Source organism: Streptomyces sp. NPDC027189 (assembly GCF_055566975.1).
This window is the reverse complement of the sequence record NZ_JBVHRI010000001.1, coordinates 32,820-57,961: the sequence shown is the minus strand read 5'-3', so window position 1 is coordinate 57,961 and position 25,142 is coordinate 32,820. Positions and strand designations below refer to the sequence as shown.

The 25,142-nt window shown below is 70.3% G+C and carries 24 protein-coding genes; 12 read left to right on the top strand and 12 right to left on the bottom strand.

The genetic code is table 11. The annotated features are described in order from the left end of the window. Positions 1-35 precede the first annotated feature (35 nt). From ACZ4RZ_RS00270 to ACZ4RZ_RS00260, 3 genes are all read right to left on the bottom strand, one after another. Complete coding sequence (locus ACZ4RZ_RS00270; RefSeq protein WP_467740546.1) at positions 36-881, bottom strand: ABC transporter permease; 846 nt, start codon at positions 879-881, stop codon at positions 36-38. After that, on the bottom strand, positions 878-2,161 hold the full coding sequence (locus ACZ4RZ_RS00265) for an ABC transporter ATP-binding protein (RefSeq protein WP_467740544.1): 1,284 nt from the start codon (positions 2,159-2,161) through the stop codon (positions 878-880). The genes ACZ4RZ_RS00270 and ACZ4RZ_RS00265 overlap by 4 nt, the downstream gene beginning before the upstream one ends. Positions 2,162-2,363: 202 nt before the next feature. Further along, positions 2,364-3,254, bottom strand: coding sequence for a hypothetical protein (locus ACZ4RZ_RS00260; protein ID WP_467740542.1), 891 nt, complete (start codon positions 3,252-3,254; stop codon positions 2,364-2,366). Positions 3,255-3,424: 170 nt separating this feature from the next. Between ACZ4RZ_RS00260 and ACZ4RZ_RS00255 the strand changes: the two genes are divergently transcribed. After that, on the top strand, positions 3,425-4,411 hold the full coding sequence (locus tag ACZ4RZ_RS00255; protein WP_467740540.1) for a hypothetical protein: 987 nt from the start codon (positions 3,425-3,427) through the stop codon (positions 4,409-4,411). A gap of 68 nt (positions 4,412-4,479) precedes the next feature. On the opposite strand, the gene ACZ4RZ_RS00250 is transcribed toward ACZ4RZ_RS00255, so the two are convergent. From ACZ4RZ_RS00250 to mce, 5 genes are all read right to left on the bottom strand, one after another. After that, complete coding sequence (locus ACZ4RZ_RS00250) at positions 4,480-5,250, bottom strand: ABC transporter permease (protein WP_467740538.1); 771 nt, start codon at positions 5,248-5,250, stop codon at positions 4,480-4,482. Between the two features lie 2 nt (positions 5,251-5,252). Continuing rightward, positions 5,253-6,221 (bottom strand): ABC transporter ATP-binding protein, encoded by a 969-nt coding sequence (locus tag ACZ4RZ_RS00245; RefSeq protein WP_467740536.1) that lies wholly within the window; start codon positions 6,219-6,221, stop codon positions 5,253-5,255. A 252-nt stretch (positions 6,222-6,473) separates the two neighbouring features. Next, positions 6,474-7,409 (bottom strand): coiled-coil domain-containing protein, encoded by a 936-nt coding sequence (locus ACZ4RZ_RS00240; protein ID WP_351836429.1) that lies wholly within the window; start codon positions 7,407-7,409, stop codon positions 6,474-6,476. A gap of 183 nt (positions 7,410-7,592) precedes the next feature. Then, complete coding sequence (gene scy / locus ACZ4RZ_RS00235; RefSeq protein WP_467740534.1) at positions 7,593-11,441, bottom strand: polarized growth protein Scy; 3,849 nt, start codon at positions 11,439-11,441, stop codon at positions 7,593-7,595. 243 nt (positions 11,442-11,684) lie between these two features. Then, positions 11,685-12,125, bottom strand: coding sequence for a methylmalonyl-CoA epimerase (gene mce, locus ACZ4RZ_RS00230; protein ID WP_467740532.1), 441 nt, complete (start codon positions 12,123-12,125; stop codon positions 11,685-11,687). Between the two features lie 146 nt (positions 12,126-12,271). Here mce and ACZ4RZ_RS00225 point away from each other — a divergent pair, with 146 nt between their 5' ends. The 3 genes from ACZ4RZ_RS00225 to ACZ4RZ_RS00215 all read left to right on the top strand — a co-directional run bounded on the left by ACZ4RZ_RS00225 (position 12,272) and on the right by ACZ4RZ_RS00215 (position 16,081). Continuing rightward, the gene (locus ACZ4RZ_RS00225) at positions 12,272-13,474 is read left to right on the top strand and encodes an acetyl-CoA C-acetyltransferase (protein WP_467740530.1); all 1,203 of its coding nucleotides are present in this window, start codon (positions 12,272-12,274) and stop codon (positions 13,472-13,474) included. Between the two features lie 43 nt (positions 13,475-13,517). After that, positions 13,518-14,474, top strand: coding sequence for a methylmalonyl Co-A mutase-associated GTPase MeaB (gene meaB / locus ACZ4RZ_RS00220; RefSeq protein WP_467740528.1), 957 nt, complete (start codon positions 13,518-13,520; stop codon positions 14,472-14,474). Positions 14,475-14,821: 347 nt separating this feature from the next. Next, positions 14,822-16,081: an MFS transporter gene (locus ACZ4RZ_RS00215; RefSeq protein ID WP_467740526.1), complete on the top strand. Its 1,260-nt coding sequence runs from the start codon at positions 14,822-14,824 to the stop codon at positions 16,079-16,081. Between the two features lie 60 nt (positions 16,082-16,141). On the opposite strand, the gene ACZ4RZ_RS00210 is transcribed toward ACZ4RZ_RS00215, so the two are convergent. The 4 genes from ACZ4RZ_RS00210 to ACZ4RZ_RS00195 form a co-directional block, all read right to left on the bottom strand. Continuing rightward, complete coding sequence (locus ACZ4RZ_RS00210; protein WP_369249246.1) at positions 16,142-16,618, bottom strand: MarR family winged helix-turn-helix transcriptional regulator; 477 nt, start codon at positions 16,616-16,618, stop codon at positions 16,142-16,144. 92 nt (positions 16,619-16,710) lie between these two features. Continuing rightward, positions 16,711-17,511 (bottom strand): AIM24 family protein, encoded by an 801-nt coding sequence (locus ACZ4RZ_RS00205; protein ID WP_467740524.1) that lies wholly within the window; start codon positions 17,509-17,511, stop codon positions 16,711-16,713. Further along, positions 17,508-18,158: an AIM24 family protein gene (locus ACZ4RZ_RS00200; RefSeq protein ID WP_467740522.1), complete on the bottom strand. Its 651-nt coding sequence runs from the start codon at positions 18,156-18,158 to the stop codon at positions 17,508-17,510. Before ACZ4RZ_RS00200 ends, ACZ4RZ_RS00205 begins: the two co-directional genes overlap by 4 nt. A 1-nt stretch (position 18,159) precedes the next feature. Beyond that, positions 18,160-18,792 carry an AIM24 family protein gene (locus ACZ4RZ_RS00195; protein WP_467741899.1) on the bottom strand — a complete coding sequence of 211 codons (633 nt, stop codon included), beginning with the start codon at positions 18,790-18,792 and terminating at the stop codon, positions 18,160-18,162. Between the two features lie 178 nt (positions 18,793-18,970). Here ACZ4RZ_RS00195 and ACZ4RZ_RS00190 point away from each other — a divergent pair, with 178 nt between their 5' ends. The 8 genes from ACZ4RZ_RS00190 (at position 18,971) to ACZ4RZ_RS00155 (ending at position 24,976) form a co-directional block, all read left to right on the top strand. Beyond that, entirely contained in the window at positions 18,971-19,315 is a 345-nt protein-coding gene (locus ACZ4RZ_RS00190) for a DUF3817 domain-containing protein (RefSeq protein WP_467740520.1), read from the top strand. Beyond that, positions 19,312-19,605, top strand: coding sequence for an MTH1187 family thiamine-binding protein (locus ACZ4RZ_RS00185; RefSeq protein WP_467740518.1), 294 nt, complete (start codon positions 19,312-19,314; stop codon positions 19,603-19,605). The genes ACZ4RZ_RS00190 and ACZ4RZ_RS00185 overlap by 4 nt, the downstream gene beginning before the upstream one ends. A gap of 380 nt (positions 19,606-19,985) precedes the next feature. Continuing rightward, the gene (locus ACZ4RZ_RS00180) at positions 19,986-20,738 is read left to right on the top strand and encodes a hypothetical protein (RefSeq protein ID WP_467740516.1); all 753 of its coding nucleotides are present in this window, start codon (positions 19,986-19,988) and stop codon (positions 20,736-20,738) included. Beyond that, the gene (locus ACZ4RZ_RS00175) at positions 20,735-21,415 is read left to right on the top strand and encodes a DUF4166 domain-containing protein (protein ID WP_467740514.1); all 681 of its coding nucleotides are present in this window, start codon (positions 20,735-20,737) and stop codon (positions 21,413-21,415) included. Before ACZ4RZ_RS00180 ends, ACZ4RZ_RS00175 begins: the two co-directional genes overlap by 4 nt. Next, positions 21,412-22,044 (top strand): TetR/AcrR family transcriptional regulator, encoded by a 633-nt coding sequence (locus tag ACZ4RZ_RS00170; RefSeq protein ID WP_467740512.1) that lies wholly within the window; start codon positions 21,412-21,414, stop codon positions 22,042-22,044. The genes ACZ4RZ_RS00175 and ACZ4RZ_RS00170 overlap by 4 nt, the downstream gene beginning before the upstream one ends. A gap of 240 nt (positions 22,045-22,284) precedes the next feature. After that, positions 22,285-22,794: a MarR family winged helix-turn-helix transcriptional regulator gene (locus ACZ4RZ_RS00165; protein WP_467740510.1), complete on the top strand. Its 510-nt coding sequence runs from the start codon at positions 22,285-22,287 to the stop codon at positions 22,792-22,794. A 67-nt stretch (positions 22,795-22,861) separates the two neighbouring features. Next, complete coding sequence (locus tag ACZ4RZ_RS00160; protein ID WP_467740508.1) at positions 22,862-23,200, top strand: DUF3817 domain-containing protein; 339 nt, start codon at positions 22,862-22,864, stop codon at positions 23,198-23,200. Positions 23,201-23,275: 75 nt separating this feature from the next. Then, a complete protein-coding gene (locus ACZ4RZ_RS00155) occupies positions 23,276-24,976 on the top strand; it encodes an acyl-CoA mutase large subunit family protein (RefSeq protein WP_467740506.1) in 1,701 nt (566 codons plus the stop codon). The last annotated feature ends 166 nt before the right edge of the window (positions 24,977-25,142 follow it).

The window sequence follows — 25,142 nt, the reverse complement described above, 5'->3', positions numbered from 1 at the left end:
GTCCTGGGCGACTTCAGAGGTCGATCCGGGCTGGGTCAGACGTCCCGGCGCTCCAGCAGCACGAAGGCGCCGGCGATCGCCGCCGCCGTCACCCCGGCGAGCAGACCGAGCTGCGCGCCCCCGTGCCCGCTCTCCGTGTCCAGCTGGAAGATCCGCGCGAGGGCGTTGGGAGCGTTGTACTCCTGCATCTTCTCGCCGATCGTGCGCATGCTCTCGGACATCATCAGGAACGCCGGCATGATCGCGGGCACCAGCACGACACCGAGCATCGTGGTGATCGCGCCGGCGGAGTGGCGCAGCATCGAGCCCACCGCGAGCGCGAGGACACCGAGCAGCGAGACGTACAGCGCGCCCATGACCACGGTGCCGCCCCACGAGACGTCCGAGGAGCCGCCGTGCATCCCCGAGGTCATCAGGCCGACCAGGCCGATCGCGAAGGCCGACACGACGAACGCCACCGCGAAGAAGATGATCAGCTTCGCGGCGAGCACCCGGTGCCGCTGCGGCGAGGCCGTGAACGTCGTACGGATCATGCCGGTGCCGTACTCGGAGGAGACCACCAGGACGCCCAGCGTGATCAGGCAGATCTGTCCGAGCATCAGGCCGAAGAAGGCCGGGATGGTGTACGGGACGTCGGTGAAGTCGGAGTTCGTGGTCTGCGCGGCGACCAGGAAGCCGATGCCGATCACCAGAAGCAGGAAGATGCCGAGCGTCCACATCGTGGAGCGCACCGACTTGATCTTCGTCCACTCGGAGGTGAGCGCGTGACCGAGGTGGGTGCGGGTGATCGGGATCGGTGAGGTGTACGAAGTGCCGGGCGCCGCCTGCCAGTTGGGGGCAGCGACGGCCTGCTGCGGCATCGGGGGCTGGGGCGTGCTCATCGGGCGTCCTCGGGCTTGGTCAGGGCGGGGGCGGGTGCGGCGGCGGGAGCGGCGGGCGGCTGCGCCGGAGCCTGGGCGGGCTGCGCGGGGGCCTGGGGCGCCGCCTGGGCGTACGGGTTGGCGTCCGCGGCACCGGGAGCGGCCGGGGCGGCCGGAGCCCCGTACGGGCCCGGCTGACCCGCGGCGGGGGCGCCGGGAGCGCCGTACGGGCCCGGCTGTGCCTGCGGCATCGCGAACGGTTGCCCGCCCTGCTGGGGCGGCGGCGGTGCGTACCAGCCCGGCTGGCCCTGACCCGCCACCGGCATCTGCTGCGGCGGCATGGCACCCGGCGGCAGCTCCTGCTGGAGCCCGGCCTTCTGGTCGATGGTCGAGCGGTAGTCGACGGCGCCCTGCGTCATCCGCATGTAGGCCTCCTCCAGCGACGCCTGGTGCGGAGACAGCTCCCACAGGCGTACGTCGGCGGAGTGCGCGAGGTCGCTGATGCGGGGCAGCGCGAGGCCGGTGACGCGCAGCGCGCCGTCCTGCTCGGGCAGCACCTGGCCGCCCGCCTCGGTCAGCGCGGCGGTGAGCTTCTCGCGCTGCTGCGGCTCGGTGTCCGGGGTGCGGACCCGGGCGAAGTCGGCCGAGTTGTGCGAGATGAAGTCCTTGATGTTCATGTCGGCGAGCAGCTGGCCGCGCCCGATCACGATCAGGTGGTCGGCGGTCAGCGCCATCTCGCTCATCAGGTGCGAGGAGACGAAGACCGTACGGCCCTCCGCCGCGAGGGACTTCATCAGATTGCGCACCCAGAGGATGCCCTCGGGGTCGAGGCCGTTGACCGGCTCGTCGAAGAGCAGCACCTGCGGGTCGCCGAGCAGCGCGGCGGCGATGCCGAGCCGCTGGCCCATGCCGAGCGAGAAGCCCTTGGAGCGCTTCCTGGCCACGTCCTGGAGCCCGACGACACCGAGCACCTCGTCCACGCGGCGGGCCGGGATGCCCGACAGCTGGGCGAGGCACAGCAGGTGGTTGCGGGCGTGCCGGCCACCGTGCACGGCCTTGGCGTCGAGGAGCGCGCCGACCTGGCGGGGCGCGTTCGGCAGCTTGCGGTACGGGAAGCCGCCGATGGTCACCTCACCCGAGGTGGGGTTGTCCAGACCGAGGATCATCCGCATCGTGGTCGACTTGCCCGAGCCGTTGGGGCCGAGGAAGCCGGTGACGGCGCCCGGCCGCACCTGGAAGGAAAGGTTGTACACGGCTGTCTTGTCGCCGTAGCGCTTCGTCAGGCCGACTGCCTCGATCATGCTCCGCACCCATCGAAAGGTTCAGGACGTCGGGGCGCACGCCCCCGTAAGGGTTAGGAGGATATCGGGGCGCTGACGGTTCCACTCAAGAGAAAGTAAAACAGTGCAGGTCATGCGGGGGAGAGATCGGGTAAGGACTCTTACCCGCACTCCTACCTTTGTCAGGTACCCGTCGTGCCTGGTCAGGCCGGAAACGGAACCCTCACACCCGATACGGCAGCGAGTCGTCCAGCGGCGGCAGGTCGTCGTACAGCCGCAGCTCCGCCGATTCGTCGACGTACGGCAGGAAGTCGGTCTGGGGCAGCACCCAGCCCTCCTCGCCGAAGATCCGCGTGCCCCGCTCGCGCAGCGACCGGTCGCCCCCGGCGCGCCGCACCCAGGTGGCCGGATCGGGGCCGAGCAGCTCGCGCAGCCGCGCGGAGTCGGCGAGCAGCGAGGCGAGCAGCTCGGACTGGTCGCCACCCCCGGGGCGGGGCTGTCCCGTGACCGGGTCGGCCAGCACGCCGTGTGCGCTGAAGTAGATGTAGGCGCCGCCGAGCCGCTCCCCGGACGGCATTGTCATCGCGAACGTGTCGCCCGGGAGTATCGCCCGCCGGTAGTCCGGGAACTCGGTGTCGTCGACCGCCTTCAACTGCGTCGAATCCAGCCAGGTCACCACCAGCGTGGTCTCGGCGCCCCGGTCGACGTACGGCGTCCCGGCCACGTAGCCCGCCGGGCTGATGTGCCCCGAGCAGCCCACCCCGATGCCCTGCACGCGCACCGGCACCATCGGCACCGTCGCCGGGATGCCGAGCCGGGTCAGCTTGTGGGCGACCTGCCCGGGGGAGGCGTTCGAGCCGACCGCGATGACCGGGTGACGGCGTCCGGTGACGACCTGGCCGAGGTCGGCGAGCGCTTCGTCGAGCCGCTGTTGCGCCTCCTGCTCCTCCACGTACCACTCGCCGAGCCTGAGCGGCCGTACGTCGAGCTGGAGCAGCTCGCCGCCGGTCAGCAGGGAGGGCTCGGTGGTGGGACGGCCGGGATAGGTGAGCGGCTTCTTGGCGGGCACGTCGTCCAGGCCCAGTGCCTCAAGGCTTCGGTCCTTCGTCGTCACGGTGACGCCCTTCGGGGGGTGGTCGCGCGATACGGGCACAGCCTTCCACGCGAGATGTACCCGGGGCGGGGCCCGGTCTCCCCGTCTGGACGGGGTTGGCCGGAACGGACACCGGGAATCATGCCGTCCCATTGTACGAGTGGGAAGAAGTCGGTTACGGGGGTGGCGAGTTGGGTTTACCGAGACAGCCGGGGCGGGGCCGGGCGCATCCGCGCTTCCGTACGTCCGTTCGCTGGTGGATCGCCGGACGCACCGTCCACGCCCTGCTCCTGATGACGCTCGGCGCGCTGGCCGGACTCTCGCTGGTCATCGCGACCGCCTGGACGCTGACCGAGCACTCGCCGCGGTCGATGGCCGAGCGGTTCTCGAACGAGGAGCGGCTCTTCGACCTCAGCCTCACCGTGCTGCGCGCCTGCGTCGGCACGGACAACCTCGAACCCGAAGCGGACAGCACCGCGCACCAGCTGCTCGCCACGCTCGCCTCGGTCACCGGCTCCCTGGTGCCCGCGGTGCTCCTCGGCATCGTCCTGATCAAGATGTTCGCGCTGCGGCCCTTCGTCTGGCGGCAGCGCGCCAGCATCTCGCAGGCCTGGACCGCGGACTTCCCCGGCTACTCCCGGCTGCACGCGAACAGCGAGGACGCGATCATCGCCGTCCGCTTCTACAACCGCTTCGACAATCTGTCGGTCGTGGACCTGCGCGCCCGGGCCCATCTGCGCTACCTGGAACGCTCCCCGCACGACGGCAGCCTCGTCATCTACAAGCAGTGGCTGAGGGTCCTGGACGCGAAGGGCGAGCCGGCCGACGAGCGGTCCTGGCTCGCGGTCGAGCGCGGGGCACCCTTCACCGTGTGGATACCGGTCGAGGCGCCGGTGGCCGAGCTGCCGTTCCGGCGCATCCAGGGCAAGGACCTGTCAGGGTCGTACGGCGTGAAGCTGCTCGTGCGGCTGACCGCGCGAACCGTGGGTCTCGGCACCGAGGTCGCCGACGAGCGCTGGTTCGACCTGGAGGGCGGCGACTTCGAGCTCGGCCGTTTCGTGCCGCTCCAGCCGGACCTGGACCGGGACGTGTGGCGCTGGGAGGGCTGGACGGACTTCGACGGGCTGATCCAGCGGCCGCCGCCCGACGAGGGGCAGGTCACGCGCCCCGGCTCCTGAGCCAGGTCACGCGTCCGGGCTCTTGGGTCAGGTCACGCGCCCGGGCTCTTGGGCGATCGCACGCAGTCTCAAGCGTCCCGTTTCTTGAGCAGCGCATACCCCCCGATGAGCGCCGCGGCCACCCACAGCACCATGATCGCGAGGCCGCCCCAGGGTCCGTACGGAGTGTCGTCGCCGATCGGGGTCACGACCCGCATGATCTTGCTGCCGGCCTGGTCGGGCAGATAGCGGCCGACCTTCTTGGTCGCGGATACGGCGCCCAGGATGTTGGAGATCAGGAAGAAGAACGGCATCAGGATGCCCAGCGAGAGCATCGGACTGCGCAGCATCGCCGCGACGCCCATCGAGAAGACGGCGATGAGCGTCATGTAGAGCCCGCCGCCGATCACCGCGCGCAGCACGCCCGGGTCGCCGATGGACGCCTTGTGCGCGCCGAGCACCGCCTGGCCCAGGAAGAAGGCGACGAAGCTGGTGATCATGCCGACGACGAGGGCGAGGCCCGTCGCCACCGCGATCTTGCTGAACAGGAACGTGCCGCGCTGCGGGACCGCGGCGAGCGAGGTGCGGATCATGCCGGTGCTGTACTCGTTGCCCACCACCAGTACTCCGAACACGATCATCGCGAGCTGACCGAGGGTCATGCCCGCGAAGCTGATGAACGTCGGGTCGAAGGAGAGCCGCTCCCGCACGGGCATCTTGTCGAACTCGTTCTTCGACAGCAGCGAGATCAGGATGCCGAGGGCGATCGTGACGACCGCGGCGAGACTGAGCGTCCAGACGGTGGACGCGACGGACCGGATCTTGGTCCACTCCGACTTGAGAACCTGGGTGGCCGCCATGGTCAGCCCCTCCTCCAGTCGCCGCCCCATTGCGGGTCCGGCCGCGGGGCCGGTGTGTGCGGGGTGTCGGCGTGCGCGTGGTACTCCACCGACTCCGCGGTCAGCTGCATGAACGCCTCCTCCAGGGAGGCCTGTTGGGGGCTGAGCTCGTGCAGCACGAGGTGGTGCTGCGCGGCCAGCTCACCGATGTGCTCCGGTTTGCCGCCGTCCACTTCGAGCGTGCCGCTGCCCGTCTCGACGACCGTGATCCCGGCGCCGTGCAGCACGTCGAGGAGCCGCTCGCGCTGAGGGGAGCGGATACGGACATAGGACCGCGAGTTCTGCTGGATGAAGTCGGCCATGGAGGTGTCGGCGAGGAGTCTGCCCTGGCCGATGACGACGATGTGGTCGGCGGTCAGCGCCATCTCGCTCATGAGATGGGAGGAGACGAAGACCGTACGGCCCTGAGTCGCGAGGGACTTCATCAGATTGCGGATCCAGTGGATGCCCTCGGGGTCCAGCCCGTTGACCGGCTCGTCGAACATCAGGATCCGCGGGTCGCCGAGGAGCGCGCCCGCGATGCCGAGCCGCTGGCCCATGCCGAGCGAGAAGCCCTTGGCCTTCTTGTTCGCCACCGGGGTGAGCCCCACCGTGTCGAGGACCTCGTGGACGCGCGCCTTGGGGATGCCGTTGCTCTGGGCGAGACAGAGAAGGTGATTGAACGCGCTGCGGCCGCCGTGCATGGCCTTGGCGTCCAGCAGGGCGCCGATGTATTTGAGCGGGTCCCTCAGGTGGTCGTAGTGCTGACCGTCGATCCGGACATCGCCGGCGGTCGGGTGGTCGAGCCCGAGCACCATCCGCATCGTCGTGGACTTTCCGGCGCCGTTGGGGCCGAGGAAGCCGGTCACGATGCCGGGTCTGACGGCGAAGGTGAGGTTGTTCACCGCCACTTTCTCGCCGTACCGCTTGGTCAGCCCCTCGAGCTCGATCATGCGGCCACGCTAAGTCGGGCCGAATGGCTGTGCCACTTGAGCAGGGGGGCCTGCCGCTTGTTCGCCGTGGCCGGCTGCTGCGCCGTGGTGGCTTGTCGCGCCCACGCGGCGGAGCCGCATGCCGTCACAGCCCCGCGCCCCTTACGGGCCCCCGAAGCCCTGCTACAAGGGCAGCCCCCCTTCGTGCCTGCGACAAAGGCCCGCACCCCCGGCGGAGGGTGCGGGCCTCGGTTGTCGCTACCGGTCGAGCAGTTACCGGGACTGCTGGGCCGGAACCCCGCGGGAGATCGGCTCGTCCTCGGCCGGCGTGCCGGCCGCGGCCACCGCGGCGCCCGTGAGCGTCGCGAGCATCTCGCGGACGTTCGTGAGCTGGGCGTTGATCGAGTCGCGGCGGTTGGTGAGGGCCGCGAGCTCGCGCTCGGATTCCGAACGGATGCGGTCGGCCTTGGCATTCGCGTCGGCCACGATGTCCTCGGCCTGGCGCTGAGCCGTCTCGACCGTCTGGCGGGCGCGGCGCTCGGCGTCGGTGCGCAGCTTCTCGGCCTCCAGGCGGAGCTGCTCCGCGCGGTGCTCGATCTCCGCGAGGCGCTTCTCGGCCTTGGCCTGACGCGAGGCCAGGTCGCGCTCGGACTGCTCGCGGCGCTTGGCGAGGTTCGTCTCGAAGTCGGCGGCGGCCTGAGCGGCCTTGGCGCGGGTCTCCTCGAAGAGGGCGTCCGCCTCCTCGCGCTTGGACTGCGCGTCCTTCTGCGCCTCGGAGCGCAGCTGCGAGGCGTCGCTCTTGGCCTTCTCGACGATCCGGACGCCCTCGTCCTCCGCCTTGGCCTTGCGCTCCGCAGCGAACGATTCTGCGTCGTTGCGCACCTGCTGGGCCGCCGACTCGGCGAGCTCACGGTGCTGCTCGGCCGCGCGACGAGCCTCCTCGCGCAGGTCCTTCGCCTCCTCCTCGGCGAGGCGGAGGATCTTCTCGACGCGCGCGCCGAGACCCGCGTACGACGGCTCGGCGTCGCTGACCTGGGCCTGGGCGTTCTGCGTCTCGAGGTGGAGCTCCTCGATGCGCTTTTCCAGAGCAGTGATACGGGCCAGAGCGCTGTCACGGTCGGAGACGAGCTTCGAGATGCGTTCGTCCACCTGAGCGCGGTCGTACCCACGCCGCACAAGCTCGAAGCCGTAGGGGGAAGTGTCGCTCATGGGGTTCCTGTCGAATGAGACCGGTGAGGTGATAGGGGGAATCCTAGGGGTCAAAGCGGTGTGTCATCGAGCGGATACGTGTTTGATCTGGAGAATGACACTCCTTTTGGGTGGCTAACTGTCGGAGGGCTTGCCAGAGCCTGTGCCAAAGGTCCCGGCAAAGCATGGAATCGGTGCTTCTGGCTAGCCCTCTGACGACTTGCCACCCGAACGAGTAGCGCCCGCGGCGGCGCCGGCCTTGACCCCACCGTCCTTGTTGCCGGACGGGGCCTCAAAAGACTCCAACGCCTCCAGGACGTCCTGGACACGGGAGATCTCCGCATTGATGTCCTCGCGGCGGCGCACCAGGACCTCCAGGTCCCGCTTGCCCTCCTCGACGGCGGCCTTCGCCTCCTGGATCGCCTCGGACCTGATCTTCTCGGCCTCGGCGACGAGCGAGTTCTTCTTCTGCTCGGCCTCCTTGAGGAGCCCCTCCGCCTTCTTGACCGCGGCGATACGTACCTTGCTCGCCTCGGAGTTGGCCTCCGACACCAGGTCCTTCGCCGTCGCCTCGGCCTCGGCGAGCTGGTCCTCGGCCGCCTTCACGAGCGCGTCGCAGCGCTCGCCGGCCGTCTTCATCGCCTCGGCCGACTCGCGGCGGGCCCGCTCGTGCAGCTCCTCGATCTCCGTGGTGATGCGGTCGCGCAGCTCCTCCGCACGCTCCCTTATCGCCGTCGCGTCCCGGCGCGCACCGACCAGCAGCTCGTCCGCGTCCGTACGGGCCCGCTCCACCAGGGAGTTGCCCTCCACGGTCGCCTCGGAGACCAGTCGCTCGGCCTCGTTGCGTGCCGCCCCGACCATCGTGTCGGCCTGCGACTCGGCTTCCGCCGTCGTCTTCTGCGCGCTCTGTTGCGCCTCGGACAGCAGCTTGTCGGCCTCGGCGGCCGTTTCCGAGATGAGGGTGTCGACCTGCTCGGCAGCCTCGGAGCGCCGCTTGTTGGCCTCCTGGCGCGCCTCGTCCAGCGTGCGCTCGGCCGTCTCGCGCGCCGACGACGTGAGCCGCTCGGCCTCCGCCGCCGCCTCGGCCTTGACGCGCTCCGCCTCGGTGCGGACCCGCTCGGCGTGCTGCTGCGCGGAACCGACCGTCTCGGCGGCTTCGGCCCGCAGCCGCTCCGCGTCACCGGTCGCGTCCGAGATGAGGTGCTCGGCCTTGGCCACGGATTCGGCCCGTACGCGCTCGGCCTCGGCAGCGGTCTCGTTCGTGAGCCGCTCGGCCTCCGCCGCCGCCTCGGTGATGAGGGTGTCTGCCTGCGTGGCCGCGTCCGAACGGATCCGGTTGGCGTCCTCCCGGGCGTCCGCACGGGTCCGCGAAGCGTCCTGCTCGGCGTTCGCGATGGTGTCCGAAGCCTCGGTGCGGATGCGCTGGGCGTGCTCGGCGGCGTCCGAGCGCAGCCGCTCGGACTCGGAGATGGCCTCGGAAACCGTCCGCTCCGCGAGCGACTTGGCGGCCTCCGTCTCGTCGGCCGCCTCCCGCCGGATGCGCGCCGCGTCCTCGGACGCCCGCTCCCGCTCCGCGTACGCGTCGGCACGGACCCGGTCCGCCTCCTCCTGCGCCTCGGTCCGCGTACGGTCCGCCACATGCTCGGCGGCGCTGCGCAGACCCGCGATCTCCTCCTGGGCCTGCTCGTGCAGCCCGGCCACGGAGTCGCGCACCTGCTGCGCGGTCTGCTCGGCGTTGGAGACCATCTCGGTCGCCCGCCGGTCGGCCTCCTCGACCAGGCGTACGGCCTCGGCCTGCGCCTCGTCGACGCGGTTGCGCGCGGAAGCCAGCAGTTCCTCGCTCTGTTCGCGGGCCCGCTCGCGCTCCTGGTCGGCCTCCTGGCGCGCGGAGCCGAGAAGTTCCTCGGCCTCGCGGCGGCGCCTGGCTGCCTCCTCCTGCGCGGCGGCCAGCGTCTCGGCGCCCTCGGTCGCCAGCCGCTCGGCCGCGGCCTGCGCCTCCGCCCGTACGCGATCGGCGCTGTCCTGGGCCTCCGACTTCAGCCGCTCGGCCTCCGCCGCGGCCTCCGAACGCAGGCGTACGGCGATGGCCTCGCCCTCGGCGCGTGAGGTGGACGCGTCCGCCGCCGCTTCGTTGCGCAGCCGCTCGGCCTCGGCCTCGGCCTGTGCCTGGAGCGTGCGGATCCGCTCGGCGGCCTCCGTGCGCAGCCGGTCCGTCTCCTCGGCGGCCTCGCGGCGGATCCGCTCGGCCTCCGCGCGCGCGTCCGTCAGCGCCTGCTCGGCGGCGGCGAGGCGCTCCTCGGCCTCCGTGTGGCGGCGGGTCAGTTCCTCGGCGGCCTCGGCCTGGCGGGCCACTATGGCGCGCTCGGTGTCCTCGCGCAGCCGCTCGGCCGCGCGCTCGGCCTCCGCCTCGATCGCCTCGGACTGCTCGACCGCCTCCGCCCGATGCCGCTCGGCCTCGGCGCGGGTGCGCTCCAGGGTCTCCTCGGCCTGCCGGCGCAGTGTCGTGGCGCGCTCGATGGCCTCGGTGCGGACCTTCTCGCTGTCCGTCGTGGCCGTCGTGCGCAGTTCGTCCGCGTCGGCCTTCGCCTTGGCGAGCAGCTCCTCGGCGGTCTTGGCCGCCTCCTCGATCTGCTGGACGGCCTCGCGGCGGGCCTCGGCGCGGATGCGCTCGCCCTCGGAGACCGCGTCGGCGCGCAGCTGCTCGGCCTCGCCGCGCAGCCGGCGCGCCTCCTCCTGCAGCTCGACCGTCTTGGCGCGGTACTCCTTGGTGTCGTCCTTCGCCGTGCCCTTGAGCTGCTCGGCGATGTCGTGCGCCTCGGCGCGCAGCCGGTCGGCCTCGGCCTCCGCCTCGGTGCGGATCCGCTCGGCCTCCTCGGCGGCGGCCTTGGTGGTCGTCTTGGCTTCCTCGGACGCCTTGTTGAGCACGTCCTCGGCGGTACGGGCCGCCTTGGAGAGCTGGGACGCGGTCTCCTCGGCAGTGAGACTGCGGGCGTTCTCCTCGGCCTCCGCGATGATCTTCTCGGCCTTGGCGCGTGCCTCCGCGACGACCTGCTCGGCCTCGGACTTGGTGGTCTCGGCCTCCTTGGTGGCCTCGCTGACCAGCCGGGCGACCTGCTCCTTCGCCGTACGCGTGCGCTGCTCGTTCGCCGACTCCGCGCTGGCGAGGGCCTTGGCCGCGGCCTCCTTGGCCTCGGCGACGACCTTGTCGGACTCGGCCCGCGCCTCGCGCAGCGCCGCCTCCGCCTCGGTCATGCGCTGCTCGGCGGCCCGGCTCAGCTCGGTGGCCTGGCGGCGGGCGCTGTCCGACTCGGTCGCCGTGGAGCTGCGCAGCTGCTCGGCGTGGTCGGTGGCTTCCTGGGCCTGCGTGGACGCCGCGTTCAGCAGCCGCTCGGCGTCCGTGCGGGCCCGGCGCAGCAGCTGCTCGGCCTCCGCGCGGGCCGCTTCGGCGTCGGTGGTCAGCCGCTGCCGGGCCTCGGCGGCGACCCGCTCGGCCTCCGCGCGGGCGGCGGCCAGCGCCTGGTCGGCCTCGGCGCGCGACTCCTCCAGGAGGCGGCGGGCCTGTGACTCGGTGCGGGCGCGCAGCTGCTCCGCCCACGCCACGTTCTCGTTGACATGCGACTCGACGGTCTGGCGGCGCTCGGCCAGCTCCTGGTCGAGCTGCTGGCGGCGCGTGACCGCTTCCTGGTGCAGCTCCGCCTGAAGGCGCGCGGCCTGCTCGGCGTGCTCCTGCAGGATCCGCTGCGTCTGCGCGCGGGCCTGGCTCAGCTCGCGCTCGGCGTCCGAGCGCAGCTGGTCGGCCTGGATCTGGGCATTGCGGAGCAGCTGCTCGGCCTGGTACCCGATGTCGCCGCCGTCGTAGGCAGGACGGGTCGCCAGACTGCGCCGCGCCTCGTGCAGCTTGGCGCGCAGCACCTCGACCTGATAGCCGAGGTCCTCGGCGTGCTGGACGGCCTTCTCCCGCTCGGTCTTCAGCCGCTCCATCTCGGCCTCGAACCGAGAGAGGTGGTCGACGTCAGCCGCCGGCTCTCGCTCCTGGCGTTCGTAGCCCCGCACTGCGCGGTCCCATCCGTCCCCTGGTCGCAAGTCTCTCCAAACGAGCTCCGTCCATCCGCCGAACGGGGCCCCCGGGGAATGGTGTCAGATCAACGGCGGAGCATGGGCTGCTGCCCCGACGCTCGTCCCCCGAAACCTGGACCCCGGCCCTCGGTCCTGCTCGTTGGAATGCGGCAGGACCTCGGCCGTCTCCGCGAAAAGGCGACGGCCGTGCCCAACCCTACCGGCCCAGATATACGGGGGTCAGTGCTCAGGTGACTCAACAGCAGCCGAAGTGACCAGTTCTGTCAGGACACCATGGCAATCCTTTGGATGCAGGAAAGTGATTCGGGAGCCCATGGACCCGCGCCGGGGCTCGTCGTAGAGCACGCGTACGCCCTTGTCCTTGATGTCTGCGGCATCGGCGTCGACGTCCGCCGTGCCGAAGGCGATGTGGTGGACCCCCTCACCGTTCTTGGCCAGCCACTTCGCGACGGTGGAGTCCTCGCGAGTGGGTTCGAGCAGCTGGAGGTAGGAGGCGCCGCCGTCGGACGTCTCGTTGATCTTGAGCATGGCCTCGCGCACGCCCTGCTCCTCGTTGACCTCGGAGTGGAAGACCTCGAAGCCGTACGTGGCCCGGTAGAACTCGACGGTCTTGTCGAGGTCGAAACAGGCGATCCCAATGTGGTCGATTCGCGTCAGCATGGAGTTAGTGCAGCGCTCCGGAGGTGGTTACGCAACGTGCGCGCGATCACACTCGCCGCCGGATGACGGGTGGCTTACCGCTCAGTACATTCAAGTAAACCCTCGTTCACTCCTCAGCTGTGCAAGCTGGAAGGGGATCGCACCTCATGTCTGGAACGAACAGCACGACTACCGTGATCGTCGCGGGTGCCCGCACCCCGATGGGACGGTTGCTCGGCTCCCTGAAGTCCTTCTCCGGAGCCGACCTCGGAGGCTTCGCGATCAAGGCCGCCCTCGACCGTGCGGGGATCGGTGGCGACCAAGTGCAGTACGTGATCATGGGCCAGGTGCTCCAGGCCGGGGCAGGGCAGATCCCGGCGCGCCAGGCCGCGGTCAAAGCGGGCATCCCGATGAGCGTCCCGGCGCTCACCATCAACAAGGTGTGTCTGTCGGGCCTGGACGCGATCGCGCTCGCCGACCAGTTGATCCGAGCGGGCGAATTCGATGTCGTGGTCGCGGGTGGCCAGGAGTCGATGACGAACGCGCCGCACCTGCTCCCCAAGTCCCGTGAGGGCTACAAGTACGGGGCGATCGAGGTGCTCGACGCCATGGCGTACGACGGTCTGACGGACGCCTTCGAGAACATCGCCATGGGCGAGTCGACGGAGAAGCACAACGCGCGGCTCGGCATCGCCCGTCCGGAGCAGGACGAGGTGGCGGCTCTCTCGCACCAGCGTGCGGCCGCCGCCCAGAAGAACGGCATCTTCGAGGCGGAGATCACGCCGGTCGAGATTCCGCAGCGCAAGGGCGAGCCCGTCGTCTTCAGCAAGGACGAGGGCATCCGAGCCGAGACGACGGTCGAGTCGCTCGGCAAGCTGCGCCCCGCCTTCACCAGGGACGGCACGATCACCGCCGGCACCTCGTCGCAGATCTCGGACGGCGCGGCCGCCGTGGTCGTGATGAGCAAGGCCAAGGCGCTGGAGCTGGGCCTGGAGTGGATCGCCGAGATCGGCGCGCACGGGAACGTGGCAGGCCCGGACAACTCTCTGCAGTCGCAGCCCTCGAACGCGATCCTGCACGCCCTCAAGAAGGAGGGCCTGGAGGTCGAGGACCTCGACCTGATCGAGATCAACGAGGCCTTCGCGGCGGTCGCCGTGCAGTCAATGAAGGACCTCGGGGTGTCCACGGAAATGGTGAACGTCAACGGCGGGGCCATTGCCCTCGGTCACCCGATCGGGATGTCCGGTGCCCGGCTCGTGCTGCACCTCGCGCTCGAACTGAAGCGGCGCGGCGGCGGCGTGGGCGCGGCCGCGCTGTGCGGTGGCGGCGGTCAGGGTGACGCGCTGATCGTGCGGGTACCCAAGGCCTGACACGCGTTCTCCCCTTGCGGAATGTCGACTGAACGGAGCTGTGATGCAGGACGTCTCCTCGCTGGTGGCCCAGGCCAGGGAAGGACGGCCGCGGGCCGTGGCCCGGCTGATCTCCCTGGTGGAGGGGGCGGCACCGCAGCTCCGTGAGGTCATGGCGGCGCTGGCGCCGCTGGCCGGCAACGCGTACGTGGTGGGGCTGACGGGTTCGCCGGGCGTCGGCAAGTCGACGTCGACCTCGGCGCTGGTGACGGCGTACCGGCGGCAGGGCAAGCGCGTCGGAGTGCTGGCCGTCGACCCCTCCTCGCCGTTCTCCGGCGGCGCGCTGCTCGGCGACCGCGTGCGCATGTCCGAGCACGCGTCCGACCCCGGGGTGTACATCCGCTCGATGGCGACGCGCGGCCACCTGGGCGGGCTCGCGTGGGCCGCGCCGCAGGCGATCCGCGTTCTGGACGCGGCGGGCTGCGACGTGGTGCTGGTGGAGACGGTGGGGGTCGGCCAGTCCGAGGTCGAGATCGCCTCCCAGGCGGACACGTCGGTTGTCCTGCTCGCCCCCGGCATGGGCGACGGGATCCAGGCGGCCAAGGCCGGAATCCTGGAGATCGGCGATGTGTACGTCGTCAACAAGGCCGACCGGGACGGGGCCGACGCGACGGCGCGTGAGCTGAATCACATGCTCGGGCTGGGCGAATCCCGCGGTCCGGGCGACTGGCGGCCGCCGATCGTCAAGACGGTTGCCGCCCGTGGCGAGGGGATCGACGAGGTCGTCGAGGCGCTGGAGAAGCACCGGGCGTGGATGGAGGAGCACGGCGTGCTCGGCGAGCGGCGCCTCGCCCGGGCCTCCCATGAGGTCGAGACGATCGCCGTCACCGCCCTGCGCCAGCGCATCGGCGACCTTCACGGCGACCGTCGCCTCAGCGCGCTCGCGGAGCGGATCGTGGCGGGGGAACTCGACCCGTACCGGGCCGCGGACTCCCTGGTGGAGGGCCTGACAGAGAGCTGAGCCGAGGTTTTCTTCGCCCCCTCCGCCCCGGCCCGTCAAGTACCTGGGGGCTGCGTCCCCAGCCCCTCGCCAAAAGACTGCGCAGTTCCCCGCGCCCCTGAAAAGGGGCGCGGGGAACTGCGCGAACGGGGTCCGGGGCGGAGCCCCGGATACGGGACGGGCCGGGGCGCAAAGGGCGAAAACCCTCCCTGGTCAACTCACCCCGCCCGCTGTTACGTTGGGCCGCATGTTCCTCCTCTTGGCATAGGGCCCGCCCAGGCCCGCGACGGACAAGCAGCAATTCGGCGCTGCGCCGTCGCGGCACTCAGGCGTCCCTTCGTCCGCCTCGAAGTTGAGGAACCTTTCGCATGTCTGCGACGCTCTCGCGGCCCTCGTACGCCGCGCTCTTCCGCATCCCCCACACCCGCCGCACCTTCACCGCCGCCCTGATCGGCAGGCTCTCGTACGGCATCGTCTCGCTGGCCATGATGCTCACGGTGACCCGGGCAACCGGGTCGTACGCCGTGGCCGGCACGGTCATGGCGCTGTTCGGTGCGATGAGTGTGTTCCTGTCGCCCGCGAGGGCGGCCCTGATCGACCGGTACGGTCCCCGCCGTGCCCTCATCCCGATGGCCTCGCTGTACGCGGGCCTGCTCACGGCCTTGGCGGCGGCGGCCTGGCGGCCGGGAGCACCGGCGGCGGCACTCGGCGCGCTGGCCGTCGCCGCGGGCGGCTGCACGCCGCCCCTCGGCCCCACGATGCGTGCCGTGTGGGGCGAAGTCGTCGAGGACAGGCTGCTGTTGCAGCGGGCGTACAGCCTGGACGGCGTGGCGGAGGAGATCCTCTTCGTCTCGGGGCCGTTGCTGGTGGGCGCGGTCGTGCAGTTCGCGCCGCCGGCCGCCGGGGTCGCGCTCAGCGCCCTGCTGGTGTGGGCCGGAACCCTCGCGTTCGCACTGTCGCCGGTCGTGGCGGGCGTACGACCGGCCGCGGAGAAGAAGTCCGCACGCTCCGGGGGCCGGTTCCGCGGCGGACGCGCGCTCGCGCAGCCCGTCGTCGTCGCGGCGGGCGTAGGGCTGTCCCTGGGGTCCCTCGACCTCCTCGTCATGGCCTTCGCCCAGCAGCGCCATCACGGGGACGACGTGGTCGCCTGGGTGCTCGCCGCGCTGTCCGCGGGCAGCGCAGTGGGCGGCCTGCTGAACGGCGCCGTCAACTGGCGCAGGTCCGCGCGGGTGCGGCTGCAGCTGCAGGCCGGCGGCCTGGGCCTCGCCCTGCTCGCCGCGGGGCTCGCTCCCGGCCTCGGCACACTGACCGTCGCCGTGGCCTGCGCGGGCTTCTTCGTCGCCCCGGCCCTGACCACGTCCTACCTGATCGCCGATGAGGCGGCCCCGCCCGGTTTCCGCACCCAGGCGGGCGCCTGGGTCAACACCGCGGTGAACGCGGGCAATTCGGGCGGCGCCGCAGCGGTCGGGCTCCTGGTGGGCCACCTGTCCCTGGGGCTGTGCTTCGCGCTCTCGGGAGCGGTGGCCGTCGCCGCGGGCCTGATCTCCGTGCGGGGTGCGCGCACGTCTCCGCGCCCCGTCGAGGGCGCGGAGAACGGCGCGATCAGCCACGAACGGTCGGCGGCCTAGAGGCGGCCGGCGACCCAAAGGCGGGCGGCAGCCCAAGGGCGGGCGGCCGCTTCCGAGCCGCTACGGCTTGCCCCGCTGCCCCCGCAGATGCTCGGCGATCGGCCGCAGTGACTTGTGGAGGTCTTCCAGCGCCTCCGGGGAGAGCAGGTCGATGAAGTGCCTCCGCACAGACGCCACGTGATACGGCGCGACCTTCTTCATCGTCTCCATGCCGTGCTCGGTGAGGACGGCGTACAGGCCCCGGCGGTCCGACTCGCAGTTCTCGCGGCGCACCAGATCCGCGTTCTCCATGCGCGTGATCTGGTGCGAGAGGCGGCTCTTGGACTGGAGGGTGGCGGACGCGAGGTCACTCATCCGCATCCGTACGCCCTCCGACTCGGAGAGGTTCACCAGGATCTCGTAGTCGTTCATCGTCAGCCCGAACGGCTGCAGGTCCCTCTCGAGCTGGTACGTCAACAGCCTGTTGACCTCCAGGTGGGTGCGCCAAGCGCACTGCTCCGCATCGGTCAGCCAGCGCGTGGCCGTCTCGGTCTCCATGAATGAAGTCTACCTAAAATGTTGAAAGGCGAACTAGTGAGGGTGGTGTGACTGTGCGCACGCGTTCGATGTCACACTCCGCAGACTACCGCTCACAGCCCGAAGCGACGCTGGAGGTCCCCCAGCTGTCCGGGAAGGCGCGGTGCGCCGGCTTGCTGTCCCTGATGACCGGGTACCCCGCCCGCGCCCGGTACTCCGGGCTCGTGCGGGACCGCGCCCGTGGCCTGCTCGGCCATGAGGGTTTCGGTGGACTGGAGCAGTACCGTGCCGGCCCCTACGAACTCGAACTGGTGCTCCTCTCCGGAGGCCCCGCCGAGGCCCGTCATCGCACGTAGACCGCCCATTACGCCTGTCATGTACCCGTGGTCGTAGTGATGGCACGGGGACGGGCAGTCGGCCCAGCCGACCAAGGCCTGCGGGTCCACCCGGATCGGAGGTTCCATGAACACCACCGGACCGTTGGATGCGGCCACGAACTTGCCGGTTCCAATCAGGGTCAGAAAGCCCGGCACGATCGATTGCTTGAGGGCAAGACTTGGCTGAAAAGCGAGCAGGTTGCCCGAGCGAATGGTCAGGTTGCCGTCTTCCAGGTCATACGAATTGACGTCGAAGGCCCGGTCGGCGAGCAGCATCTTGCCCGAGCCCTCCGCCACGACCCAGTCGCTCGCGTGCAGAGGCGAATGGAACGACGTACGGACGAGACGGTCGAGCCGACCGTGTCCGACGCCGTTGAATTCCATCGACCCGTAGTAGGCGATCATCTTGCCCTTCTGCAGGAACCACTGGCTCCCCTTGAGCTCGACGCAGAAGGTGTAGTTGTTGACGTTGTCGTCGACCGGCAGCGACATCGGGTCGTAGATCACCGGGCCGCTCGGAGTCCCGTACGCGCTCACAGCTTCTCCTCCGAGGCCTGGACGTACACCGCGCCATTGCCGCTCAGCTCCAGCTGGAACGCCTCGCCCGAGCCGCGGCCCACCATGTCGCGCCAGCCCAGCGCTGTGGAGAGCTTGTTGCGTACGTCGCCGTGGTGGGCGACGTACGCCTGCGGGTCGACATGGACGGGGCGCTGCGGGGTGATCGGGATCTCGAAGACGCCGCCGTGCGCCATGACGGCGACCGCGCCGTGGCCCTGGAGAGTCGTGGTGAACAGACCCTGGCCGGTCACCTGGCCGCGCACCATGCCCATGACCCCGCCCTGCGAGCCGAGGAACATCGTGCCCTGCTGGAGCGTGCCGTCGAAGGCGAGCAGCCGGTCCGCCTCGACGTACAGGGTGTCGCCGGTGAGATTGATCACCTGGATGTGGTGGCCGCCGTGTCCGAAGAGGACCGTGCCGGAGCCCTCGACGGTCATCAGCGGAGTGGCCTCGTTGGCCAGGCGGCGACCGATCATCGACATCACACCGCCCTGGCCGCCCTGGATGTTGGGTGTGAAGGAGACCTCGCCCTTGTAGGCGAGCATCGCGCCGCGCTGGCTGAACATCCGCTGGCCCGGCAGTACCGTGGCCTCGACCATCTTCGAGTTCACTTCGCGAAAGGGCATGTCACACGTCCCCCGCGATCGTGTTGCGCTCACTGGGCTGTACGTAGACCAGGCCGTCGCCCTCGAAGCGGATCTGGAACGCTTCGCCGCCACCCTCGCCGAGCAACGTGCGGAACGTCACACCGGATTGGAAGGACTGCCGCACATTGCCCTGGTGCGCGATGTACGCGCCCGGGTCGACCGTCAGCGGGTACTGGGAGCTCACCCGCAGCACCACCGCCGGGCCGTCGGACATGATCGCCGCCTGCCCGTGTCCCTCGACGGTGGTCGTGAACAGCCCGTTGCCCTGCGAGGCGCCGCGCAGGCCCGTGAAGGACGTGCCGGTGCGCAGCCCCGCGTCCGTCGCGAGCAGATTGCTCGACTCCACGTACAGCTTGTCCCCCTGGAGATTGACGAGGTTGATCTCGGAGGCCCGGTCCGCGAACCAGCAGGTCCCGTGCCCCTTCACCTCCATCACCGTCATCTGCTCACCGGTGAGGCGCCGGGTCACCATCCCCCGTATGCCCTCACCGCCCCCGCTCAGCTTCTTGAAGGCCATCTGGCCGTCGTACGCGACCATCGAGCCGTTCTTGGCCTTCACGGCGTCCCCGGTCACGTCGACGGCCAGCACCTTGCTGCCTTGAAGTCGAAACATCGCCACGCTGTGAAGGTAGCCGCCAGGTGGGGCCGCCGACAGGGCCTCCGGGATGATCCGGACCCCGAAGACACCCCGAGACCCCCTGCCCGGACCCGCGCAGCCCAAGTGCCACAATGGGCGGACGCTTGTGCTTGCGTTCACAAAGCGTTGACGACTCTCCCACCGAAGGTGACCCGTGGACCTAAAGACCGCCACCGCCCTCCGCCGCCTCCGCCTGGTCTCGGCCCCCGAAGCCGTCTCCTTTCTGCTGCTGCTCGTCTGCTCGGTGCTGAAGCGGACCACGGACTTCAACGCGGTGCCCGTCATGGGCTCCATCCACGGCGTCCTCTTCATCCTGTACGTGATCTTCTGGGCCGACGCCTGGAACCGCTCCAGGTGGAGCGCCGGGACCGGGCTCCTCTACTTCGTCCTCTCCGTGCTGCCCACCGGCGGCTTCTTCGCGGAGCGCAAGCTCAAGCGCGCGGCCGAGAACGCGGTCATCGCGTCCCGCGCCCGCAAGGAAGGGATCGTGAACGCATGATCGTCGCCTTCTCCGTGACGCCGCTGGGGGTCGGCGAGGACGTGGGCGAGTACGTCGCCGACGCCGTCCGCGTGGTCCGGGAGTCGGGTCTGCCGAACCGCACCGACGCGATGTTCACCTCGATCGAGGGTGATTGGGACCAGGTGATGGACGTCGTCAAGCGCGCCGTCGCCGTCGTCGAGGAGCGCGCACCGCGCGTCTCGGTCGTCCTGAAGGCGGACATCCGTCCCAGCGTGACGGACGGTCTGACCTCCAAGGTGGAGACGGTGGAGCGGCACCTGTCCGCCTAGGGCCTGTCCGGCGGAGCGTGTCGGAGACGTGGGTCCTGGCACGCCCATCGGCGGCGTGGTCGTCGGTTGCCGACGCCCCCAAGTTCTCGGCTTCGCTCGAACAGGGGGACCCCCCTCGCGTCGTCGCCCACCTCCGCCTTGCGGCTGGACGCACCAGGACCCGCTCGTCTGCGCTTATGAGGCGCCGCAGCTCCCCTCCGACCTGATCCGCCGGACGGGCCGTAGCTAGCCAGGCCGCCACCACTCGGCGACGAAACCCCGGTCCCAGGGCCGGGGTTTTTCGCGCTCCGGCGATTGAGCGATCGCTCAAATCGCTGTAGTCTCCGTGCCAGCCAATTGAGCATTCGCTCAAAAAGGCTCACTGATCTGGGGGTTCGGGGATGATGCTCTACGTAGAGGCGCATATACGCGGCGACCTCGACGACCTGTGGGCGCGGACGCAGGACCCCGCGCAGCATCGGCGCTGGGACCTTCGCTTCACCGAGATCGACTACCTCCCGCGCACGGAGGGCGAACCGCAGCGCTTCCGTTACGCCATCCGGGTGCTGCCGTTCCTGGCCATCGCCGGCACCGGTGTCTCGGCCGGCGAGAAGGAACGTCCGGACGGCACCCGCACCTCCGCGCTGCGGTTCGCCTCACCGCATCCGCTCTCGCTGCTCGCCGAGGGCAGCGGCTACTGGCGGTACGTCCCCGACGGTGACGGCGTCCGGTTCCTCACCGGGTACGACTACCGCCCGCGCTGGGGCCGCCTCGGAACCGTGGCCGACCGGCTGCTCTTCCGCCCCCTCATGGGCTGGGCCACCGCCTGGTCCTTCGACCGGCTGCGGCTGTGGCTGGAGCGGGGGATCACCCCGGAGCGGGCGCTGCGGAACTGGCTCGCCGAGCTGGCGGTACGCGCCCTCGTCCTGCTGGCCGCCTGCTCCGGGCTGGTGTGCGGAGCGCTGGTGGACGCCGCCGGACCGCTGGCACCGCTCGCCCTGTTCGCGACCCCGGTGCTCGCCGTACTGGCCGCCCTGTCCGTCCTCTTCGCGCCCCCGCTGGCCGGCACCCCGGCGGCCCGCCGCTGCCTGCGCACGCCACCCGCCCGCCTCCGGGCCCCGCGTCTCCTCACCACCCTGGAGCACCAGCGATGACATCGATCTTCCGTACCGTGATGGGCGCCGATTTCGAACGCCTCCACCCCGAGCTGCAACGGCGCTTCTCCGTCGGCCTGGCCGGCGGAGAAGCGTGCACCGGGCGCGGGGTCATGGACCGGATCTGGCACGGGCGCGGCTTTGTGAAGCCGTTCCTGGCGCTGGGCACCACCCGCAACATCCTGGTCCCGCGCACGGGCCGGAACGTCCCCTTCACCATCGAGAACGTGCCGTACGCCGACGGCTTCGGACGTGAGACGGTGACGTTCGTGCGCACCTTCGACCTGCCCGGCCGCTCCCGCCGCTTCGACGCCCAGATGGTGCTGAGCCCCAAGGGCGACCGGGTCCTCGACTACCTCGGCACCCACCAGCACCTCGCCAGCGACCTGTTCTTCCGTGCCGAGCCCGACGGCTCGCTGCTGATCCGGTCCGGCGAACACCGCTTCCGGGAGGGCCCCGTGGACGTCCGCGTTCCCGAACTCATCGGTGGTGAGGCCGAAGTGCGGGAGTCCTTCGACGACTCCACGGGACGCTTCCGTATCCAAGTCCGCGTAGTGAACCGTCACTTCGGGCCGCTCTTCGGCTACGAGGGCTCCTTCCGGGCTGTGTACACCGACATCCGCACCCGCGGCGTGCGCCCGGGACTGCGCCCTGTGCGCGAGGAGGCGCGGGCGTGAGCGAGGCGACCAGGGCGAAGCTCCTGGAGGGCGCGCTGCGGACGCTCACCGAGCAGGGGATCGCGAAGACCTCGGCCCGTTCGATCGCGGCGGCCGCCGGGGTCAATCAGGCGCTGGTCTTCTATCACTTCGGGTCCGTGGACGAGTTGCTGTCGGCGGCGTGCCGGCATGGGGCGGAGCAGCGGGTCGCTCGCTACCGTGACCGGCTCGCGGAGGTCTCCAGCCTTGCCGAACTGCTCGCGTTCGGGCGGGAGATGCATGAGGCCGAGCGTGCGGAGGGGTATGTCGCGGTTCTGGGGCAGTTGCTCGCCGGGGCGCAGACGCATCCCCGTATCGCGCCCGCCACGGCGGCCGGTCTCGACCTGTGGATCGCCGAGATCGAGAAGGTCCTCACCCGTGTCCTGCCGATGAGTCCTCTCGGTGAGTTCGCCGACCCTGCCGGCCTCGCTCGCGCGGTCGCCGCCTCCTTCGTCGGCATTCAGCTCTACGAGGGTGTCGATCCCGAGGGCGCGAACTCCGCCCTCGCCTCCCTCGAACAACTCACCGTTCTCGTCACCGCCCTGGAATCCCTGGGGCCGGTCGCCCAGCGCGCGGTTCGCCACCACTTGCGGCGCACGGCCGCGGGCTGACTGCCGGGGGTTTGTTTCGCCCCCTTCGCCCCTACCCATCCCGTACCAGCCTTTCGGCTGCGGACCGGTGGGGGCTGGTCGCGCAGTTCCCCGCGCCCCTTTTCCGGGGCGCAGCCCCCAGGTACGGGACGGGCAGGGGCGGAGGAGGCGAAACCCCCAGCCGCACCCCTCGTCCCGTGGTGGAGACCGAAAGGCGAGACGGGGCTGACCACGATGTGACCGGCCGGTAAGGTCTTTGGCGTGCCGAAGCCGCTCAGCCTTGCCTTCGATCCCATCGCCCGCGCCGACGAACACTGGCAGCAGCGCTGGGGATCGGTGCCGTCCATGGCCGCGATCACATCGATCATGCGCGCGCACCAGATCCTGCTTGCCGAGGTGGACGCGGTCGTCAAGCCGTACGGACTGACCTTCGCGCGCTACGAGGCGCTGGTGCTGCTCACTTTCTCCAAGGCCGGCGAGCTCCCGATGTCCAAGATCGGCGAGCGGCTCATGGTGCACCCCACGTCCGTCACGAACACCGTGGACCGGCTGGTGAGGTCAGGACTCGTCGACAAGCGGCCCAACCCCAACGACGGGCGCGGCACACTCGCCTCCATCACCGAGAAGGGCCGCGAGGTCTGCGACGCGGCCACCCGCGACCTGATGGCCATGGACTTCGGGCTCGGGGCGTACGACGCCGAGGAGTGCGCGGAGATCTTCGCGATGCTGCGGCCGCTGCGGGTCGCCGCGCGGGACTTCGAGGACGAGTAAGGCCTCGCTCCGGGGACGAGTGGGGGCGCGCGAAGATCGCGCAAAAGGGGTCGTTACGCTCGTACCCATGAAGAAGAGCGTGCTGACCAGGTACCGCGTGATGGCCTACGTCACCGGTGTGCTGCTGGTCCTGCTGACCCTCGGTGTGATCGCCAAGTACGTGCTCGACATGAACGGTGCCGCGGACTTCACCCGCGTCGTCGGTATCGCGCACGGCTGGCTGTACGTCGTCTACCTGGTCTTCGCCTTCGACCTGGGCTCCAAGGCGAAGTGGCCGGTCGGCAAGCAGCTGTGGGTGCTGCTCGCCGGGACGATCCCCACGGCCGCCTTCTTCGTGGAGCGCAAGGTCTCCCGCGAGCTGGAGTCCAAGGTCGCGGACGACTCTCCCGCGGTCGCTGAGGCGTAACTTTCACCGCCGTACGGGCACCGTACGGCGGTGCCCCATCGACATTTACTAGGACGTCCTAGTAAATTCGATGGTATGGACGCTGACGCCATCGAGGAAGGCCGCCGACGCTGGCAGGCCCGCTACGACGCTTCCCGCAAGCGCGAGGCCGATTTCACGACGCTCTCCGGCGACCCCGTGGAGCCCGTGTACGGGCCGCGGCCCGGGGACGAGTACGAGGGCTTCGAGCGGATCGGCTGGCCGGGTGAGTACCCCTTCACCCGCGGCCTCTATCCGACCGGCTACCGAGGGCGTACGTGGACCATCCGGCAGTTCGCCGGGTTCGGCAACGCCGAGCAGACCAACGAGCGCTACAAGATGATCCTCGCCAACGGCGGCGGGGGACTGTCCGTGGCCTTCGACATGCCCACGCTCATGGGGCGCGACTCCGACGATCCGCGCTCGCTCGGCGAGGTCGGGCACTGCGGGGTCGCGATCGACTCCGCGGCCGACATGGAGGTCCTGTTCAAGGACATTCCGCTGGGTGACGTGACGACGTCGATGACCATCAGTGGTCCGGCCGTTCCCGTCTTCTGCATGTACCTGGTGGCCGCCGAGCGCCAGGGTGTCGATCCGTCGGTGCTCAACGGCACCCTCCAGACCGACATCTTCAAGGAGTACATCGCGCAGAAGGAGTGGCTCTTCCAGCCCGAGCCGCACCTCCGCCTCATCGGCGACCTCATGGAGCACTGCGCGTCGAAGATCCCCGCCTACAAGCCGCTGTCCGTCTCCGGCTACCACATCCGCGAGGCGGGGGCCACGGCCGCCCAGGAGCTGGCGTACACACTGGCGGACGGCTTCGGGTACGTGGAGCTGGGCCTGTCGCGCGGACTGGACGTCGATGTCTTCGCCCCCGGTCTGTCCTTCTTCTTCGACGCACACGTCGACTTCTTCGAGGAGATCGCCAAGTTCCGGGCGGCGCGGCGGATCTGGGCCCGTTGGATGCGCGATGTCTACGGAGCCAAGTCCGAGAAGGCGCAGTGGCTGCGGTTCCACACCCAGACGGCAGGCGTCTCGCTGACCGCTCAGCAGCCGTACAACAACGTGGTGCGCACGGCCGTGGAGGCGCTGGCGGCGGTGCTGGGCGGGACGAACTCCCTGCACACGAACGCGCTGGACGAGACGCTGGCGCTGCCGAGCGAGCAGGCCGCGGAGATCGCCCTGCGCACGCAGCAGGTGCTGATGGAGGAGACAGGGGTCGCCAACGTGGCCGATCCGCTGGGCGGTTCCTGGTACGTCGAGCAGCTCACCGACCGGATCGAGGCCGACGCGGAGAAGATCTTCGAGCAGATCAAGGAGCGGGGGCTGCGGGCGCACCCCGACGGGCAGCACCCGATCGGACCGATCACCTCCGGGATCCTGCGGGGGATCGAGGACGGGTGGTTCACCGGGGAGATCGCCGAGTCCGCGTTCCAGTACCAGCGGGCACTGGAGAAGGGCGACAAGCGGGTGGTGGGTGTCAATGTCCACCATGGCTCGGTAACGGGTGACCTGGAGATTCTGCGGGTCAGCCATGAGGTGGAGCGGGAGCAGGTGCGGGTGCTCGGTGGCCGCAGGGCCGGGCGGGACGACGCGGCTGTCCGGGCCGCTCTGGACGCCATGCTGGCGGCCGCGCGGGATGGGTCCAACATGATCGCGCCCATGCTGGACGCGGTGCGGGCCGAGGCCACGCTCGGCGAGGTCTGCGATGCCCTCCGGGACGAGTGGGGGGTGTACACGGAGCCGGCGGGCTTCTGAGGGGTTTCATCGCCCCCTCCGCCCCTACCGTCCCGTTCCTGGGGCTCCGCGCCCCAGACCCCGTTGCGGGGGGGGGTGGGTGGCGTGCGGTGGCTGGGGGGGGGCGGAAGAGAACGTCGCTCGCCCTCGCCCGCCTTTAGCTCATACGTTACCTCCGCGTGTAGAC